Origin of the sequence: Micromonospora sp. NPDC000121, from assembly GCF_042899165.1 — a bacterium.
In the GTDB taxonomy this organism is placed as follows: Bacteria; Actinomycetota; Actinomycetes; order Mycobacteriales; family Micromonosporaceae; genus Micromonospora.
The window spans coordinates 593621-610649 of sequence record NZ_JBIAZP010000003.1; the positions used below are offsets into that span (position 1 = coordinate 593621).

Sequence of the window (17029 nt, forward strand, 5' to 3'; positions counted from 1 at the left end):
CCCGAACGCACGGAGGAGTGTCCAATGAGGACTAGAAGACTGGTGGCGGTCGCGTCCGCCGCGGTCATGACCATTGCCGTAGTCGCCGGCTGCGCCCCGAGCAGCTCGTCCGGATCGGACGGAGCCTCGGGGGACAAGGTCACCCTGTCGGTGTGGTCCTGGCGTACGGAGGACGCGGAGGGCTACCGGAAGATCTTCGACAAGTTCGAGGCCAAGCACCCGAACATCACGGTCGAGTTCAAACCCTTCAAGAACACCGAGTACGGAACGGTGCTCGCGACCGCGCTGTCCGGGTCGGACGGCCCGGACCTGGCGCAGCTGCACGCGTACCAGGCGGTGACCGACCTGGCCGACGCGAAGAAGCTGACCCCGCTTACCGACGCGGACGTGCCCTCGTTGCACGAGGCGTTCTCCAAGGACGACCTGGACGCGGTGCGCGGCACCGATGGGCAGGTCTACGCGGTTCCGGTGGCGACGCAGACCCTGCAGGTCATCTACAACAAGAAGATCTTCAGCGACAACGGGCTGACGGCCCCGACCACCTGGCCGGAACTGATCGCCCTGTCCGACACGCTCACGGCGAAGAAGATCGTCCCCTTCGCCATGACCGGCAAGGACGACTGGATGCTGCCGGTCACCTTCGAGATCTTCGGCGGCACCCGTTACGGCGGAATACCGTTCCAGGAGGGGATCGCCAAGGGGCAGAAGAAGCTCACCGATCCTGACTTCGTGGCGGCCCTGGAGGTCATGCCCAGCCTCAAGAAGTACTTCCCGAACAACCTCAGCGCCGTCAGCTACACCGACTCGCAACTGCTCTTCACCACGGGGAAGGCCGCGATGTTCCCGGGCGGCCTGTGGGAGCTCGGGTACTTCAAGCAGCAGAACCCCGCCTTGGACATGGGTGTCCTGTCCCTGCCGGCGCCGCCCGGTTCCCCCACCCAGCAGCCGCTGATCTACGGCTTCCTGGACGGCGGCTACGCCCTCGCCGCCAAGTCCGAGCACCCCGAGGAAGCCAAGAAGTTGCTGGCGTGGATGGCGACCCCGGAGTTCGGCAACGCGTTCATGGACACGCTCCTGCAGATGTCGCCGGTAAAGGGCGTGCAGCCCTCGGACCCGCTGCTGGCGCAGATCGCGAAGGACTACAGCGCCAACCCGGCGAAGATGCTCTTCTCCACCACGCTCGGCAGGGGAAATCCCACCTCCAACTCGGTTCTGTCCGGCGGGCTGCAGCGGATGTTGATGGGCAAGGAGAGTGCCCCAGCCGTGGCCGCCAGCGTGCAAAGGAGCGTCGACCAGTGGTTCAAGCCGTCGAACTGACCAAGCAGCGCGCGCGCCCCGGGTCGGAGGACCCGGCCCGGGGGCGCGCCCCCGGCCGACGGCCCACGCTCTCGGCCGAAGTGGCGAGGCGTCGCCGTCCGTGGGTGCTGATGTTCCTCGCGCCGGCGATCCTGCTGTACAGCGTCCTCACCATCTACCCGTTGGTGACCGGCCTCAGCTACAGCTTCTTCTCCTGGCACGGTACGACCAGGGACGCCTTCATCGGTCTGGGCAACTACAAGGCCCTGTTCACCACCTACCCGCTGAACGAGCAGCTTCCAGGCGCAGTACTCAACACGTGCCTGTACTTCGTCGGTGCGATGCTCGTGCAGAACACCGTCGGTCTGCTGCTGGCGGCGCTGCTGCACCACACCCGGCGTGGACGGCAGTTCTTCAGGACCCTCTACCTCATGCCGTACCTGATCAGCCCTATCGTCGTCGCCTACCTCTGGGCCATGATCCTCAGCCCGTCGTTCGGACCGCTGGCGGCGTTCCTGGAGTGGGCGAATCTGGACGCGCTCAACCACCCTTGGCTCGGCGACACGAGCACGGCGCTGCCGACCCTGGTCCTCATCAGCGCGTGGCAGTGGTTGGGCTTCCCGATGCTGCTCTTCGGTACGGCGATGGCGGGAATTCCAGACGAGTACTACCAGGCCGCGCAGCTTGACGGCGCCTCGGAGTTCGCCGCCTTCTGGCACATCACCCGCCCCCTTCTCGTGCCGGTCATGGGCATCGTCACGGTGCTGACCTTCATCGGGAACTTCGGCACCGGCGCTTTCGGCCTGGTCTTCGGTCTGGAAGGCAGCAACGGGGGACCGGCGGGATCCACCGACAACCTCGCCCTGGTCTTCTACCGCACCGCGTTCATGGGCGGCGGCAACGGTATCGGCATCGCATCCGCGCTGTCGGTCCTGATGTTCGTCCTCATCGTCGGGGTGGCGATGGGCATCAACCGAATCACCCGGGCCGCGGAGGAGAGGCTGTCATGACCACAGCGGCCGCACCGCGCCGGATCTCGATCGGCACCGTGACGAGGAGGGGCATCCTCTGCGTCTACGGCCTCATCGCCAGTGCTCCGCTTCTCCTCATGCTGATCAACTCGGCACGCAGCTCGCAGGAGATGTTCACCGATCCGCTGGGACTACCGACGAGCATCAACGTGTCCAACTACCGGCGTGCCTGGGCAGACGCCTCGTTCTCGACGTACTTCCTCAACTCGGTGATCATCACCGTGGCGGCGGTGGGATTGTGCACCGTATTCGCCCTGCTGGCCGCCTACCCGTTGGGACGGTGGAAGTTCCGCGGCGGGCCGCTGGTGACCAGCTACTTCCTCGCCGGGCTGCTGTTGCCGAGCCAGCTGGGCATCGTGCCCATCTTCTACATGCTGCAGTCCGTCGGGCTCAACGACTCCCGACTCGGTCTGTCCCTGGTCTACGCCGCGGGCGGCCTACCCATCGCCGTGTTCATCCTCACGGCCTTCTTCCGCGGGCTGCCGAACGAACTGGACGAGGCGGGACGCATCGACGGGGCCGGTGAGTTCCGGCTCTTCGCGAAGGTCATGGTGCCGCTCGTCCGACCCGCCGTCGCCACCGTCGCGGTCTTCCAGTTCGCCCCGGTGTGGAACGACTTCTTCATGCCGTTGATCCTGCTGCGCACGTCCAGCAAGTTCACGTTGCCGGTCGGGCTCACCAACTTCTTCGGAGAGCACCAGGCCGACTGGGGTCCCGTGTTCGCCGGGCTCGTCATCACGGCCCTACCACTCATCGTGCTGTTCATTTTCGCGTCCAAGCAGATCGTCGCCGGCCTGACCGCCGGCATCACGAAATGACCCCGCTCCCGAGCAAGCGAGGAACACCATCATGACCGTCGGCTCCGCCGAGTTCGTCCGCAAGGTCGAAGAACTGATCCCTCTCGTCGCCCAGACCGGCAGGTCCGGCGTCCGGTCTGCCGCCGATCTCATCTACCGCTGCATCAGCGACGGCGGCGTCGTCCAGACGTTCGGCACCGGCCACTCCGAGGCACTGGCCATGGAGATCACCGCGCGGGCCGGCGGCCTCGTGCCGACGAACCGGCTTGCGTTGCGGGATCTGGTCACCTTCGGTGGGCGTCCGCCGGAGGACCTTGCCGACCCCCTCCTCGAACGGGATCCCGGCGTGGCCCAGGAGGTCTTCGACCTGGCGGCGCCGAAGCCGGAGGACGTCTTCGTCATCGCGTCCAACTCCGGCGCCAACGGCTCCGTCGTGGAGATGGCCCGGATCGCGAAGCGGAACGGCAACCCGCTGATCGCGATCACCTCCGTGGCACACTCGTCGGCCGTCGAGTCGCGGCACGCGTCCGGGCAGAAGCTGGTCGACCTCGCCGACGTGGTCCTGGACAACCACGCGCCCTACGGCGACGCGATCCTCACCACCCCCGACGGCGTGCCGGTCTGCGGAGTCTCGTCCATCACGGCGGCGCTGCTCGCGCAGATGATCGTGGCGGACGTCGTGGCGACCATGATCGAAGCCGGCGATCAGCCCCCGGTCTACCTCTCTGCCAACATCCCCGGCGGTCACGAACGCAACACGGTGCTTGAGGCCCGGTACGCCGGGCGGATCCGCCGGGTCGGTGCCTGACCATGTCCGACAGCGGTGCGGCCCTGTTCCTCGGCGGCGACGTCGGCGGCTCCTCCACCCGGGTCGCCGTCTCCGACCGGACGGGAGCCGTCGTCGGCCGCGGCCTCGGCGGGCCGGGCAACCCGCTCACCGATCCAAACCGCGCGGCTGCCTCCCTGCGCGCCGCCCTGGCGGACGCGCTGCGCGACGTCGACCTGGGGCGGATCCGCGCGGCCGCCCTGGGGATCGCAGGCTGCGGCCCGGCGGGCCAGCCACCACCGGAGTGGCTCATGAACGTCTGGCACGACGCGGGCCTCGCCTGCCCGCCGGCGCTCGTCACCGACTGCGAGGTCGCCTTCGCGTCGGCCACCGACGGGCCCGACGGCACCGTGCTCATCGCCGGGACGGGCTCCGTGGCGGTGGCGATCCGCAGCCACGAGATCGTCCGGCGGGTGGGGGGCCACGGCTGGTACCTCGGCGACGAGGGCTCGGGCTTCTGGCTGGGCAGGCAGGCGCTGCGACACGTGCTGGACACCGTCGAGCGTCGGGCGCCCATGACGCACCTGTCGGCGGCCGTGCTGCGCGAGCTGGGCTGTGACGCCGCCGGCGACCCGGAAGAGCTGCGTGAGCTCGTCATCGACGCCGCCTACCGCCGCGACCCGGCACAGGTCGCGGGCCTTGGGCCGCTGGTGACCGCCGCCGCGTCCGACGGCGACCACGCCGCACGACAGATCGTCTCCGAAGCGGGCGCGGCGCTCGCCGCGCTGGTCGACCGGGCCCGGGACGGCCACGAGCAGGGCCCCGTCGTGCTGGCCGGCGCGGTCGCCGTGTCCGACAACGCCGTGGCGCGGGCCCTGCGCGACCGCCTGGCCGAGCGCCACGGCGCCCGGGTTGTCACCGTCACGGACGCCGTGCCGGGTGCCCTCGCACTCGCCATCCGGCTCGCCGCCAGATGAGCGACGCGCCCCGCCGCGACACCGTCACGGCACGACTGGCCCGTACGGCGACACCTCACCTCCGGACACCGCCCACCAACCGTTTGGAGACGTCCATGAGTGCCACACCGACCGAGCCGGGCCTCCGCGCGACCCGCCGCTCCCTCCTCGTCGCCGGCGGAGTCGGCGCCGGCGCGGCCCTGATGGGAGTGACCGACGCCGCGCTGGCCGCGCCAGTCGTCGCCGACGACGCGAAGATCCGGCTGGCCCAGGACGGCGACACGCGCTACCAGGTCTACTGCGGCGCGGGCGAGGACGCGACCGTGCGGCACGCCGCCCACGAGCTGGCGTCCTACCTGCACTCGATCACCTCCGCCACCTTCCCCGTCGTGGTGGCCGACCAGCCGCCGGCGAGCCCGTTCCTGGTCGTGGTCGGGAAGAACAACCCGATGACCACCCGCCTGGGCGGCAGCGTCGACTACGGCCGCCTGGGCGAGGACGGCTTCGCCCTGCGGACGGTCGGCCAGACGGTCTTCGTCGTCGCGGCGAACTCGCGAGGCGCCCTCTACGGCGTCTACTGGCTGCTGGACCGGCTGCTCGGCGTACGGTGGTTCGCCGCCGACTACACGCACATCCCGCAGGCCCGCACGGTCGAGCTGGCGCGCGAGGACCTGTCCGGGTACCACGTGCCGCGGTTCCGGTACCGGCAGATCTACGCCGGAGACGCCGCCGATCCGGCGTACCGCCACCACAACCTGCTCAACGGCCACCGGGGCTGGGACATCCCGCCGAGCCCGAGCGTCGTTGCACCGCCGGTGCCGGAGCACCTGGACACGTGGTCCACCTACTGGCCGGCCGACCCCTTCGGGGGGAACTACCGGGAGATGGTTCCCGACGAGACGCTGTGGCACGGCGGGCAACTTCTGGCGATGGACCCGCGGACGCGGGAGATCGCGACCGAGAACCTCGTGAAGAAGCTCCGAGAACGCATCGCCGCCGGACTCGATCCGTCGTGGGGCTTCGAGCAGTACGACGCCGACTGGCAGCCCGACCCCGCGAGCAGGGCGTTCGCCGACAGCCACGGAGGCGCGCTGTCCGCCGCCGTCGTGGACCTCGCGAACGACGTGGCGGCCCGGGTCCGTCAGCAGATCCCGGAGGCCCGGCTGAGCACCCAGGCCTACTGGTTCAGCTTCACCCCGCCGACGGGGATCAAGGTGGGCAAGGGCGTGGTCATGACCGTCGCCCCGATCGAGGCGAACTTCGCCCACTCCCTGTTCACCGACGACAACACGCAGATCGGCGACCACATCAAGACGTGGTGCGACCTCGCGGGCGACATCGTCATGTGGGACTACGTCACCGACTTCGCCTGCTACATCCAGCCCTTCCCGGACTACTGGGCCTTCGGCGAGAGCATCAAGACCCTGGCCCGGTACGCGGAGGTCGGGGGCTACTTCGGCCAGAGCGCCTACAACGGGCAGGGCAGCGAGTTCGTGCACCTGCGCACCTGGATGCTCGGGCGGCTGCTGTGGGACCCGACGCTCGACTCCGACGCGCTGATCCGGGAGTTCCTCGACGGCTACTACGGGCCTGCCGCCGACGCGGTCTACCGGTACATGCGGCTGATGAGGCAGTCGGTCGAGGACACCGGAACCCGCCTGACCTTCAACGCGACGCTCAACTCGCCCTACCTGAACTTCGACACGATGGTCCGGGCCGACGAGCTGATGGCCGCCGCCGAGGCGGCCGTCCAGGACGACCCGGAGCGCCGCAAGCACGTCCAGGCGGTGCGGATGGGGGTCGACTACGTCATCCTGATGCGCTCGGCGGAGTACGTGCGCGTCGCCCGGGAGCGGGGCATCGACTGGAACCCGGACTCGGCGAACCGGCTGGCCCGGTTCGAGGTGGAGATGCGCAGCGCGGGGCTGACCCGCTACAACGAGGGCGGTGGCACCCCGGAGACCGTGATGCGCCAACTGCGTATCCAGGCCGCACCGGCGTCCCCGCCGGCCACGGTCGCCGGTCTGTCCGCGTCGGACTGGGTGGACTACCAGGAACCGGCGCTGCGACTGTGGGCGCCGGTCACCACGATCGTCGACGACGCCGACGCCTCCAACGGCTACACGGTGCGGATGCCGGGCAACGTGCCGGACTGGGGGGTGCAGCTTCCGCTCGACTGGCTGCCGCCGAGCGGCACCTGGAAGCTGTACGTCTCGGTGCGGGCCGACACCGGATCCGCCGCGCCCGACGCGGCCGCGCTGTCGACGGGAGTGTGGCCGCCGTTCGGCAACGAGCGGATCGTCAAGGTCTCCGAGCTCTCCGACGGCGCGTACCACGAACTCGAGCTGCCGGGCACCTACCGGTACCAGCCCAACACCACCGAGGTTCTCTGGATCGCGCCCCCGAACTCGCCGGAGATCCCGCACGTCTACGTCGACCGCGTGTTCGCGGTCAAGGCATAGACGTGATCCGACGACATGCCCAACAGGGGAGGTTCCATGCCCGTCCCACCTCGACTGGGTCGCCGGCACGAAGGACACCCACTTCGGCCACGTCGTCGAGTGGCCCGTCTCCAGGAAGCTCGCGGACCTGGGCTTCCACGACAGCTACCGGGACATCCACCCCGACCCCGCCGCCAAGCCAGCCCACACGTGGACGCCGGGGCACCCGATCGGGAACGTCTCGCCGAGCGAGGTGCACGACCGCATCGACTTCGTCTTCGCGGGTGGACCGGCCACCACCCGTGACAGCTGGATCGTCGGCGAGACCGGGCCGTACACCGACCTCGCCATCGACCCGTGGGTGTCCGACCACCGCGCCGTGCTCTCCGAGTTCGAGGTGACGCCCGCTCCACGGTCCGTGCTCGCGCAGGACCCGGCACCGGTGTCCGCGACCCTCACCCCCGACAAGAGGGACTACGTCCAGGGCGAGACCATCAGCATCGCGTACACCGAGTCGACCAGGACGTTCGACATCGTCGCCGTTCATCCCGCCAACGAGGCGCCCACCGCGCCGTCGAGCGTCTTCAAGTACACGGCGCTGGACTCGGAGACCATCGCCGGCCCGATCAAGCCGACCGGCCGGGTGACGTTCCCGTCAGCGGCCCTCCGGCCCGGGACCTACAAGGCCTACCTGCTCGCGAACAGAGGCTTCTTCGCGCTGGCGGAGACGACCTTCACCGTGCGGCAGGGCTGACGAGCCCGCCGGACGAGAAGAGGCTCCGGACGGGTGTCGTGCCCGTCCGGAGCCTCTTCTCGTCCACGTGCGGCCCGGGTGGTCAGCCGTCCACGAGCACGACCTGCAACTGGCGGGGGCCGTGCACCCCCTCCACCCGGTCGAGTTCGATGTCGCTGGTCGCGGAAGGCCCCGAGACGAAGGTCAGCGGGCGGGTCGGATCCTCCAGCCGGGCCAGCGCCTCCGGCACGCCGCCGGCGATCTGGTCGACGCGGACGACGCAGACGTGCTGGTCGGGGACCAGGGTGAGCAGCCGGCGGCCCTGGTCCGGCCCGGCGTCCAGGATCAGGGTGCCGGTCGTGGCGATCGCGACGGCGCAGCCGGTGAGCACGGCGAGCCCGGGCGCGTCCAGGTCGGTCACCGCGAGGGGCCGCGCGGCGTCGTCGCGCCGGACCCTACCCGGGTACGGGACAAGCCACTCGGCGGGCACCCCGGCCGGGACCGCCACCTCCGGCACGCCGGCCAACAACCGGGCCAGGACCGCGGGCAGTTCCCCGGCGGTGCACCGGTGCACCGTCGCCCGGTAGTCCTCCAGCCGGTCGACGAGCAGCCCCGCCAGGTCCGCGTGCGCCGTCGAGCGGTCGTACGCCCGCGGCACGTCGACCGGCGCCGTCGGCCGAGCCGCCCGGAGCCGGGCGAGGATCTCCTCACGCGCGTCCATCGCGCTCCTCCTCCCGAGCCGTCCACCACTCGCGGAAGGTCTGCCGGGCGGGCAGCGGCGCGTCGCGGCTGTCGGTCCAGGCGGACAGCGGCCACGGCAGGCGGCGCACGGCGGCGCGGCCGCCGGCCATCAGCCGCAGCGGCGCGGCGCCCCGGCGGGCGGCGCGCAGCGCCGCGGCGTACCGCCTGCGGTCGCGCATCACCCAGGACATGGCCCGCATGGCGGTGCGCTCGGCCGACGGCCCGGCGCGTCCGGCGTCCACACCGGTCTGTCGCAAGTGGACGAGAACCTGGGGGATGTCGATGCGGACGGGGCAGGCGTCGAAGCAGGCGCCGCAGAGGGTGGACGCGAAGGGCAGGGTGCGGTTCGCGCCGCCGTCCGGGCCGGTCATCTGGGGGGAGAGGATGGCGCCGATGGGCCCCGGATACACCGATCCGTAGGCGTGCCCGCCCACCCGCTCGTAGACGGGGCAGACGTTGAGGCAGGCGGAGCAGCGGATGCAGCGCAGCGCCTGCCGGCCGACGGTGTCGGCGAGGGTATCGCTGCGGCCGTTGTCGACGAGCACGACGTGGACCTCGCGCGGCCCGTCCCCGGCGCTGACCCCGGTCCACGTGGACGTGTACGGGTTCATCCGCTCGCCGGTGGACGAGCGGGGGAGCAACTGCAGGAAGACCTCGAGGTCGGTGAAGCGCGGCAGGATCTTCTCCACCCCCACCACCGAGATCAGCGTCTCGGGCAGGGTGAGGCACATCCGGCCGTTGCCCTCGGACTCCACCACCACCAGGGTGCCCGTCTCGGCGATCGCGAAGTTCGCGCCGGAGACCGCGACGCGGGCCGTGAGGAAGCGCTGCCGCAGGTGCCGACGGGCTGCTTCGGCCAGCACCGCCGGCTCGTCGGTCAACCGTGCCGGATCCACGCCGGGCATGCGGCCGGCGAAGATCTCGCGGATCTGCGTGCGGTTGTAGTGGATCGCCGGCACCAGGATGTGCGACGGCGTGTCGTCGGCGAGCTGCACGATCAGCTCGGCCAGGTCCGTTTCGACGGCGCTGACGCCGGCGTCGGCGAGAGCCTCGTTCAGCCCGATCTCCTGGGTGGCCATCGACTTGACCTTGACCACCTCGTCGGCCCCGGTCCGCCGGACCAGATCCGTGACCACCGCGCACGCCTCGGCCGCGTCCCGCGCCCAGTGCACGACCGCACCGGCGGCGGTGGCGGCGGCCTCGAACTGCTCCAGCAGCTCCGGCAGCCGGCGCAGCGCGTCGTCCTTGATCGCGGCTCCGGCCGCCCGCAGCCGTTCCCAGTCGTCGACCTCGCCGACGACCCGCAGCCGCTTGTCCCGGATCGTCCGGGTGGCCCGGCGCAGGTTCGTCCGCAGCTGCGGGTTCGCCAACTGCGCACGGGCGGCGGTGGGAAAGGGGAGGCGGGCGATGATGTTGCCGGTGCCGGTCACGCGCTGCCTCCCGTGGTCGCCAGGATCTCGGCGTAGTGGATCGGTCGGGGCGCGCCGGCCCGGCGGGACAGCCCACCGCCGATGTGGGCGAGGCAGGAGTTGTCCGCCGCGGCCAGGAACTGCGCACCCGTGCCGACCGCCGCGGCGCACTTGTCGGCGAGCATCGCGGCGGAGACCCCGCTGTTCTTCACCGCGAAGGTGCCGCCGAACCCGCAGCACTGCTCCGCGTCGGCCAGCGGCAGCAGATCCAGCCCGCGCACCGCGCGCAGCAGCCGTTGCGGCCGGTCGCCCAGGCGCAGCATCCGCAGACCGTGGCAGGTCGGGTGGTAGGCGACCCGGTGCGGGAACTCCGCGCCGACGTCGGTCACCCCCAGGACATCCACCAGCAGCTCGGAGAACTCGAAGGTCCGCGCGGCGACGGCGTCGACCGCCGCCGCGAGCCGCGCGTCCGGCGTCGCCAGCCGCGGGTACGCGTCGCGGACCATCGCCACGCACGAGCCGGACGGGGCGACCACCGCCTCGTACTGCTCGAACGTCTCGACGAAGTTGCGCACCATCGGCATCGCCTCGGCCCGGTAGCCGCTGTTCGCGTGCATCTGCCCGCAACACGTCTGCGCCTGAGGGAACTCGACGCGGTGACCCAGGCGCTCCAGGACCCGTACCACCGCCTGCCCGGTGCCCGGGAAGACCAGGTCGTTCACACACGTCACGAAGAGGGCGACGCGCACCTACGCCCCCTTCGAGACGGGCGGACGGGCGGGCGTGCTGGACGCGCGTACCACCAGCTCCGGCTGGAACACGACGTGCCGGTGCCGGTGCCGACCCTGGTCGTTGACCTCGTCGAGCAGCAGTTGGGTCGCGGTGCGGCCGAGCTGCTCGCGGGGTTGCCGTACCGAGGACAGCGGAACGGCGGCGGCCGCGGCGAACTCGATGTCGTCGTAGCCGACGATGGCGACGTCATCCGGGACGCGCAGGTCCCGCTGGGTCATCTCCTGCAGGACGCCGAGGGCGACCAGGTCGTTGGCGCAGAACACGGCGGTGGGCCGCTGCCGCGCGGGCAGTTCGGCGATCTCACCGGCGGCGTGGCGGCCGGCCGCCACGGTCAGGCTCGGCGTCTCGACCACCCGCAGCTCGCCGTTCGTGCCGAGGGCCGCGGCGGCGCCGGCGTGCCGGTCGGCGACCTGCCGGATCGACGCCGGCCCGCCGACGAAGGCGATCCGGCGGTGCCCCTGCTCGAGAAGGTGCGCGGCGGCGAGCCGCCCGCCCAGCACGTCGTCGACGGCCACCGAGCATCGGTGGTGGTGGCCGGAGCCGCGGTCGACCAGGACGACCGGGGTGCCCCGGGAGATGAACTGTTCCAGGCGGGAGTCGGGTCCGTCGTCCACCGGTGTGATGAGCACGCCCTGGACGCGCTGCTCCTCCAGGATGTCGAGGTGGCGGTGCTCCCGGGCGCGGTCCTCGCCGCTGTTGCAGACCACGACCACGCCGCCGGCCTGCTCGGCCTCCATCTCGGCGCCGCGTACGACGTCGGCGAAGAACGGGTTGGCGACGTCGAGCACCACGATCGCGATGGTGCGGCTGCGGCCGGCGCGCAGTTGGCGGGCCGAGTCGTTGCGGACGTAGCCGAGCGCGCCGATGGCGTCGAGCACCCGCTGACGGGTCGCCGGGGCGACGAGGTCGGGCCGGTTGAGCACGTTGCTGACGGTGCCGATCGACACGCCTGCGTGCCGGGCGACCTCCTTGATGCTCGTGGTCGACATGCTCACCAGCCTCTCCGTTGCTGCCGGCCCGGGGCGGCGGGCGTTTGATGGGTTGAAGCGTTCCAACATGGAGGGTGTCTCCGCGTGGACGTCGCCACCAGGTGCGTCGCGGCAGACCCTTGACGTATCGATGGAGTCGTCCGTAGGGTCGTCGGCGTTGACGATATGAAACGTTTCATTGCCCCGTCAAGTCGCTGCTGCGACGCGTCGCCGGGGCGCCCCCACCTGACCACACGGGAGACACGGATGACTGACCTGGCCCCGGCCACCCGATCGCGGGTCGCGGCGGTGCTGCGCCACCAGCGGATCGAGACGGCGTCCTGGGCGTACGGGAACTCGGGCACGCGGTTCAAGGTGTTCTCGCAGGAGGGCGTGCCCCGCGACCCGTACGAGAAGGTCGCCGACGCGGCCACCGTGCACCGGTTCACCGGCGTGGCGCCGACCGTCGCGCTGCACATCCCGTGGGACCTCGTCGACGACTACGCCGAACTGGCCCGGTACGCCGCCGAGCAGGGCATCGCCCTGGGCGCCATCAACGCCAACGTCTTCCAGGACGACGACTACAAGCTCGGCAGCGTCACCAATCCCGACCCGGGAGTCCGGCGCAAGGCCCTCGACCACCTCCTCGAGTGCGTCGACGTGATGGACCGCACGGGATCCCGGGACCTGAAGCTGTGGTTCTCCGACGGCACCAACTACCCGGGGCAGGACGACATCCGTACCCGGCAGGACCGGCTCGCCGAGGCACTGCGGGCGACGTACGACCGGCTGGGACCGCAGCAGCGGATGCTGCTGGAGTACAAGCTGTTCGAGCCGGCCTTCTACCTCACCGACGTCCCCGACTGGGGCACCGCCTACGCCCACTGCCTCCAGTTGGGCGATCGGGCCCAGGTGGTCATCGACACCGGCCACCACGCCCCCGGCACCAACATCGAGTTCATCGTCGCGTTCCTGCTCCGCGCGGGCAAGCTCGGCGCGTTCGACTTCAACTCGCGCTTCTACGCCGACGACGACCTGATGGTGGGCGCGGCCGATCCGTTCCAGCTGTTCCGCATCATGCACGAGATCGTGCTCGCCGACGCGCTGCGGCCCGAGGCGGGAATCGCGTTCATGCTCGACCAGTGCCACAACATCGAGCCGAAGATCCCGGCGGTCATCCGTTCGGTGATGAACGTGCAGGAGGCGACCGCAAAGGCGCTGCTGGTCGACCACGAGGCGCTGCGCGCGGCGCAGGACTGCGGCGACGTGCTGGCCGCCAACGCGGTCCTTATGGACGCCTACCACACCGATGTCCGCCCGCTGCTGCGGCAGCTTCGCGAGGACATGGGCCTGGACCCCGACCCGATCGGCGCGTACCAGCGTTCCGGCCACTTCGAAAAGATCAGATCCGAGCGTGTCGGCGGGCAGGCCGCCGGCTGGGGAGCGTGACGTCATGTCCACACCACAGGAACTGGTTGCCCGGTCCCGGCGGCTCGGGGCCGACCCCCGCAACACCAACTACGCCGGCGGCAACACCTCCGCCAAGGGCCGCGAGGTCGACCCGGTCACCGGCGGGGAGGTCGACCTGCTGTGGGTCAAGGGCTCCGGCGGCGACCTCGGCACCCTCAGCCCGGCGGGTCTGGCCGTGCTGCGGCTCGACCGGCTGCGGGCGCTGGTGGACGTCTACCCGGGCGTGGAGCGCGAGGACGAGATGGTGGCCGCGTTCGACTACTGCCTGCACGGGCGTGGGGGAGCGGCGCCCTCGATCGACACCGCCATGCACGGCCTCGTCGCGGCCGCCCACGTCGACCACCTGCACCCGGACGCCGGCATCGCGCTGGCCACCGCCGCCGACGGCGAGGCGCTCACCAAGGAGTGCTTCGGCGACCGGGTGGTGTGGGTGCCGTGGCGCCGCCCCGGCTTCCAGCTCGGTCTGGACATCGCCGCGGCACACCGCGCCAACCCGGACGCCATCGGGGTGATCCTGGGCGGGCACGGCATCACCGCCTGGGGCGCCACCAGCGAGGAGTGCGAGCGCAACTCGCTGGAGATCATCCGCGCCGCCCAGGCGTTCCTCGACGAACGGGGCAGGCCGGAACCGTTCGGCGCGGCGGTGTCCGCGAACGCGGCGCTGCCCGTCCCCGAACGCCACGCCCGCGCGGCGGCCCTCGCCCCGGTCATCCGCGGCCTGGCCGGCACCGACCAGCGCGTCGTCGGCCACTACGTCGACAGCGACACCGTGCTCGACTTCCTGGCCGCCGCGGGCCATCCCCGGTTGGCCGCGCTCGGCACCTCCTGCCCCGACCACTTCCTGCGGACGAAGGTCCGCCCGCTGGTGCTGGACCTGCCCCCGTCGGCCCCGCTGGCCGACGTGGTGGCGCGGCTGCGCGAACTGCACACCGCCTACCGGGACGACTACCGCGCCTACTACCAGCGGCACGCCGGCCCGGACACCCCGCCGATGCGCGGCGCCGACCCCGCGATCGTGCTCGTGCCCGGCGTGGGCATGTTCTCCTTCGGCCGGGACAAGCAGACCGCCCGGGTCGCCGGCGAGTACTACGTCAACGCGATCAACGCCATGCGCGGCGCCGAGGCGGTGTCCCGTTACGCGCCGATCGACGAGGCGGAGAAGTTCCGCATCGAGTACTGGGCGCTGGAGGAGGCGAAGCTGCGCCGGATGCCGGCGCCGAAGCCACTGGCCGCCCGGGTGGCGCTCGTGACCGGGGCCGGCTCCGGGATCGGCCGGGCCATCGCCCACCGGCTCGCCGCCGAGGGGGCCTGCGTGGCGCTCGCCGACCGGGACGGCGAGGCGGCGGCCCGGGTGGCCGAGGAGATCGGCTCCACCGACGGCGCGCTCGCGGTGCCGGTCGACGTCACCGACGAGGCGGCGGTACGGGCGGCGTTCGACGCCGTGGTGCTCCGCTTCGGCGGCGTCGACCTGGTCGTGAACAACGCCGGCCTCTCCATCTCCAAGCCGCTGCTGGAGACCACCACAGCGGACTGGGACCGGCAGCACGACGTCATGGCCCGCGGTTCCTTCCTCGTCTCCCGCGAGGCGGCCCGGGTGATGATCGAGCAGGGCGGCGGTGGCGACATCGTCTACGTCGCCAGCAAGAACGCCGTCTTCGCCGGCCCGAACAACGTCGCGTACGGGGCGGCGAAGGCCGACCAGGCGCACCAGGTCCGGTTGCTCGCCGCCGAGCTGGGGGAGCACGGCATCCGGGTCAACGGCGTGAACCCCGACGGGGTGGTGCGCGGGTCGGGGATCTTCGCCGGGGGGTGGGGCGCCCAGCGGGCCGCGGTCTACGGGGTGCCCGAGTCCGAGCTCGGCGCGTTCTACGCCCAGCGCACCCTGCTGAAGAAGGAGGTCCTGCCCGAGCACGTCGCGGCTGCCGTCGTCGCGCTCACCGCAGGCGAACTTCCCCTCACCACGGGCCTGCACATCCCCGTGGACGCCGGCGTCGCGGCGGCGTTCCTGCGGTGACCACGGCCGCGCCGCGCAGAAGGAGGGAACGCTCCCCGTGACCGTCACACCTGTCACCGTCGCCGCGGTGGACCTCGGCGCCTCCAGCGGCCGGGTCATGGTCGGCCGGGTCGGATCAGACACGCTCGACCTCACCGAGGTCGAGCGGTTCGACAACGTCCCGGTGCGCGCCGGCGGCACCCTGCACTGGGACATCCTGCGGATCCACCGGGGTGTGCTGGACGGGCTGCGCGCCGCCGGCCGCCACGCCGGTCCGATCGCCTCGATCGGGGTGGACTCGTGGGCGGTCGACTACGCGTTGCTCGACGCCGACGGGCGCCTGCTCGGCAACCCCGTGCACTACCGCGACGGGCGCACCGACGGCGTCGCCGACACGGTGACGGCCGAGGTGCCGCCAGCGGAGCTCTACCAGCTCACCGGCGTGCAGTTCCTGCCGTTCAACACCATCTACCAGCTCGTCGCCGCGGCGGGCACCGCCCAGCTCGCCGCGGCGACGACGCTGCTGCAGATCCCCGACCTCATCGCCTACTGGTTGACCGGCGAGACCGGGGCGGAGGTCACCAACGCCTCGACCACGCAACTGCTCGACGCCCGCACCGGCGAATGGGCCACCGACCTCATGCGCCGGCTGGGTATCCGGCCCGAGCTGTTCCCCGCCCTGCGCCGCCCGGGTGAGGCGATCGGCGCACTCCTGCCCGAGGTGGCCCGGGCCACCGCGCTGACCGCGCCGGTGCGGGTGACCGCGGTCGGCTCACACGACACCGCCTCCGCCGTCGTCGGCGTGCCCGCACGGGACGACCGCTTCGCGTACGTCTCCTGCGGCACCTGGTCGCTGGTGGGCGTCGAACTGCCCGGTCCGGTGCTCGGCGAGGAGAGCCGGGCCGCGAACTTCAGCAACGAGGCGGGTGTCGACGGCACCGTCCGCTACCTGCGCAACGTGATGGGCCTGTGGCTGCTGCAGGAGTCGCTGCGCAGCTGGCGGGCCGCCGGCCTCCCCGCCGACCTGGAGACCCTGCTGCGGGAGGCCGCCCGGGTGCCCGCGTTCACCGCCGTCATCGACCCCGACGACCCGGTCTTCCTGTCGCCCGGCGACATGCCCGCCCGCATCGCCGACGCCTGCCGCGCGCTCGGCCAGCCACCGCCTGGCTCGCAGGCCGAGACGGTGCGGTGCATCCTGGACAGCCTGGCGCTGGCGTACCGCGCGGCCGTCGCGGACGCCCAACGGCTGTCGGGCCACGACGTCGACGTCATCCACATCGTCGGCGGTGGCGCCCGCAACGAGCTGCTGTGCCAGCTCACCGCGGACGCCTGCGGCCTGCCGGTCGAGGCCGGGCCGGTGGAGGCCGGCGCCCTGGGCAACGTGCTCGTGCAGGCACGGGCGCTGGCGGCCACCGGCACCGACCTGCCCGCGATGCGGTCGCTGTTGCGGGCCACCCAACCCCTCCGCCGCTACGCTCCGCGTGGCGACACCAGGGCGTGGGCCGCCGCCGCGACGAGGCTCGCCCCGACCGCTGTCCGTCGCGCGGACGGCCCGCAGCCGGCGCCTCACCGGCCCCTGCAGCGCTCGCCACGCTGACGACCGCGACTCTTCACCCCGCCACCGACGCCCGCCGCC

General features: G+C 71.7%; 14 protein-coding genes. 10 read left to right on the top strand and 4 right to left on the bottom strand.

All coding sequences use genetic code 11. The features are described 5' to 3' along the window. The first annotated feature begins 24 nt into the window (after nt 1-24). The 7 genes from ACFY23_RS13200 to ACFY23_RS13230 all read left to right on the top strand — a co-directional run bounded on the left by ACFY23_RS13200 (nt 25) and on the right by ACFY23_RS13230 (nt 8041). Nucleotides 25-1317: an extracellular solute-binding protein gene (locus tag ACFY23_RS13200; protein WP_350678708.1), complete on the top strand. Its 1293-nt coding sequence runs from the start codon at nt 25-27 to the stop codon at nt 1315-1317. After that, nucleotides 1296-2306: a sugar ABC transporter permease gene (locus ACFY23_RS13205; protein ID WP_350678710.1), complete on the top strand. Its 1011-nt coding sequence runs from the start codon at nt 1296-1298 to the stop codon at nt 2304-2306. Before ACFY23_RS13200 ends, ACFY23_RS13205 begins: the two co-directional genes overlap by 22 nt. Continuing rightward, nucleotides 2303-3145: a carbohydrate ABC transporter permease gene (locus ACFY23_RS13210; RefSeq protein WP_350678712.1), complete on the top strand. Its 843-nt coding sequence runs from the start codon at nt 2303-2305 to the stop codon at nt 3143-3145. Before ACFY23_RS13205 ends, ACFY23_RS13210 begins: the two co-directional genes overlap by 4 nt. Before the next feature lie 31 nt (nt 3146-3176). Beyond that, on the top strand, nt 3177-3932 hold the full coding sequence (locus ACFY23_RS13215; protein ID WP_350678714.1) for an SIS domain-containing protein: 756 nt from the start codon (nt 3177-3179) through the stop codon (nt 3930-3932). A 2-nt stretch (nt 3933-3934) separates the two neighbouring features. Continuing rightward, nucleotides 3935-4867 (top strand): BadF/BadG/BcrA/BcrD ATPase family protein, encoded by a 933-nt coding sequence (locus tag ACFY23_RS13220; RefSeq protein WP_350678716.1) that lies wholly within the window; start codon nt 3935-3937, stop codon nt 4865-4867. Between the two features lie 95 nt (nt 4868-4962). Next, on the top strand, nt 4963-7308 hold the full coding sequence (locus ACFY23_RS13225; RefSeq protein WP_350678718.1) for a DUF4838 domain-containing protein: 2346 nt from the start codon (nt 4963-4965) through the stop codon (nt 7306-7308). A 232-nt stretch (nt 7309-7540) separates the two neighbouring features. Next, nucleotides 7541-8041, top strand: coding sequence for a hypothetical protein (locus tag ACFY23_RS13230; RefSeq protein WP_350678720.1), 501 nt, complete (start codon nt 7541-7543; stop codon nt 8039-8041). An 82-nt stretch (nt 8042-8123) separates the two neighbouring features. Here ACFY23_RS13230 and ACFY23_RS13235 read toward each other — a convergent pair whose 3' ends face one another. Genes ACFY23_RS13235 through ACFY23_RS13250 form a run of 4 tightly spaced genes read right to left on the bottom strand, consistent with a single transcriptional unit; the run spans nt 8124 to nt 11951 of the window. Further along, nucleotides 8124-8741 (bottom strand): LUD domain-containing protein, encoded by a 618-nt coding sequence (locus ACFY23_RS13235; protein WP_350678722.1) that lies wholly within the window; start codon nt 8739-8741, stop codon nt 8124-8126. Further along, nucleotides 8728-10191 (bottom strand): lactate utilization protein B, encoded by a 1464-nt coding sequence (locus ACFY23_RS13240; protein ID WP_350678724.1) that lies wholly within the window; start codon nt 10189-10191, stop codon nt 8728-8730. Before ACFY23_RS13240 ends, ACFY23_RS13235 begins: the two co-directional genes overlap by 14 nt. After that, complete coding sequence (locus ACFY23_RS13245; protein ID WP_350678726.1) at nt 10188-10919, bottom strand: (Fe-S)-binding protein; 732 nt, start codon at nt 10917-10919, stop codon at nt 10188-10190. Before ACFY23_RS13245 ends, ACFY23_RS13240 begins: the two co-directional genes overlap by 4 nt. Continuing rightward, the gene (locus tag ACFY23_RS13250) at nt 10920-11951 is read right to left on the bottom strand and encodes a LacI family DNA-binding transcriptional regulator (RefSeq protein ID WP_350819189.1); all 1032 of its coding nucleotides are present in this window, start codon (nt 11949-11951) and stop codon (nt 10920-10922) included. It abuts the gene before it with no gap. Nucleotides 11952-12197: 246 nt separating this feature from the next. Here ACFY23_RS13250 and rhaI point away from each other — a divergent pair, with 246 nt between their 5' ends. From rhaI to ACFY23_RS13265, 3 genes are read left to right on the top strand one after another with little or no spacing between them, the layout of a single operon-like run. After that, on the top strand, nt 12198-13379 hold the full coding sequence (gene rhaI, locus ACFY23_RS13255) for an L-rhamnose isomerase (RefSeq protein ID WP_350687359.1): 1182 nt from the start codon (nt 12198-12200) through the stop codon (nt 13377-13379). Nucleotides 13380-13383: 4 nt separating this feature from the next. Beyond that, complete coding sequence (locus ACFY23_RS13260) at nt 13384-15414, top strand: bifunctional aldolase/short-chain dehydrogenase (RefSeq protein ID WP_350819182.1); 2031 nt, start codon at nt 13384-13386, stop codon at nt 15412-15414. Nucleotides 15415-15451: 37 nt separating this feature from the next. Continuing rightward, on the top strand, nt 15452-16990 hold the full coding sequence (locus tag ACFY23_RS13265) for a rhamnulokinase family protein (protein WP_350685588.1): 1539 nt from the start codon (nt 15452-15454) through the stop codon (nt 16988-16990). Nucleotides 16991-17029: the final 39 nt, after the last annotated feature.

Excerpts from the sequence above, each read along its gene's own strand:
- ACFY23_RS13235 (WP_350678722.1), bottom strand. The coding sequence starts at position 8,741 with ATGGACGCGCGTGAGGAGATCCTCGCCCGGCTCCGGGCGGCTCGGCCG.
- ACFY23_RS13260 (WP_350819182.1), top strand. The coding sequence starts at position 13,384 with ATGTCCACACCACAGGAACTGGTTGCCCGGTCCCGGCGGCTCGGGGCC.
- ACFY23_RS13220 (WP_350678716.1), top strand. The coding sequence starts at position 3,935 with ATGTCCGACAGCGGTGCGGCCCTGTTCCTCGGCGGCGACGTCGGCGGC.
- ACFY23_RS13250 (WP_350819189.1), bottom strand. The coding sequence starts at position 11,951 with ATGTCGACCACGAGCATCAAGGAGGTCGCCCGGCACGCAGGCGTGTCG.
- ACFY23_RS13210 (WP_350678712.1), top strand. The coding sequence starts at position 2,303 with ATGACCACAGCGGCCGCACCGCGCCGGATCTCGATCGGCACCGTGACG.
- rhaI (WP_350687359.1), top strand. The coding sequence starts at position 12,198 with ATGACTGACCTGGCCCCGGCCACCCGATCGCGGGTCGCGGCGGTGCTG.
- ACFY23_RS13200 (WP_350678708.1), top strand. The coding sequence starts at position 25 with ATGAGGACTAGAAGACTGGTGGCGGTCGCGTCCGCCGCGGTCATGACC.
- ACFY23_RS13215 (WP_350678714.1), top strand. The coding sequence starts at position 3,177 with ATGACCGTCGGCTCCGCCGAGTTCGTCCGCAAGGTCGAAGAACTGATC.
- ACFY23_RS13225 (WP_350678718.1), top strand. The coding sequence starts at position 4,963 with ATGAGTGCCACACCGACCGAGCCGGGCCTCCGCGCGACCCGCCGCTCC.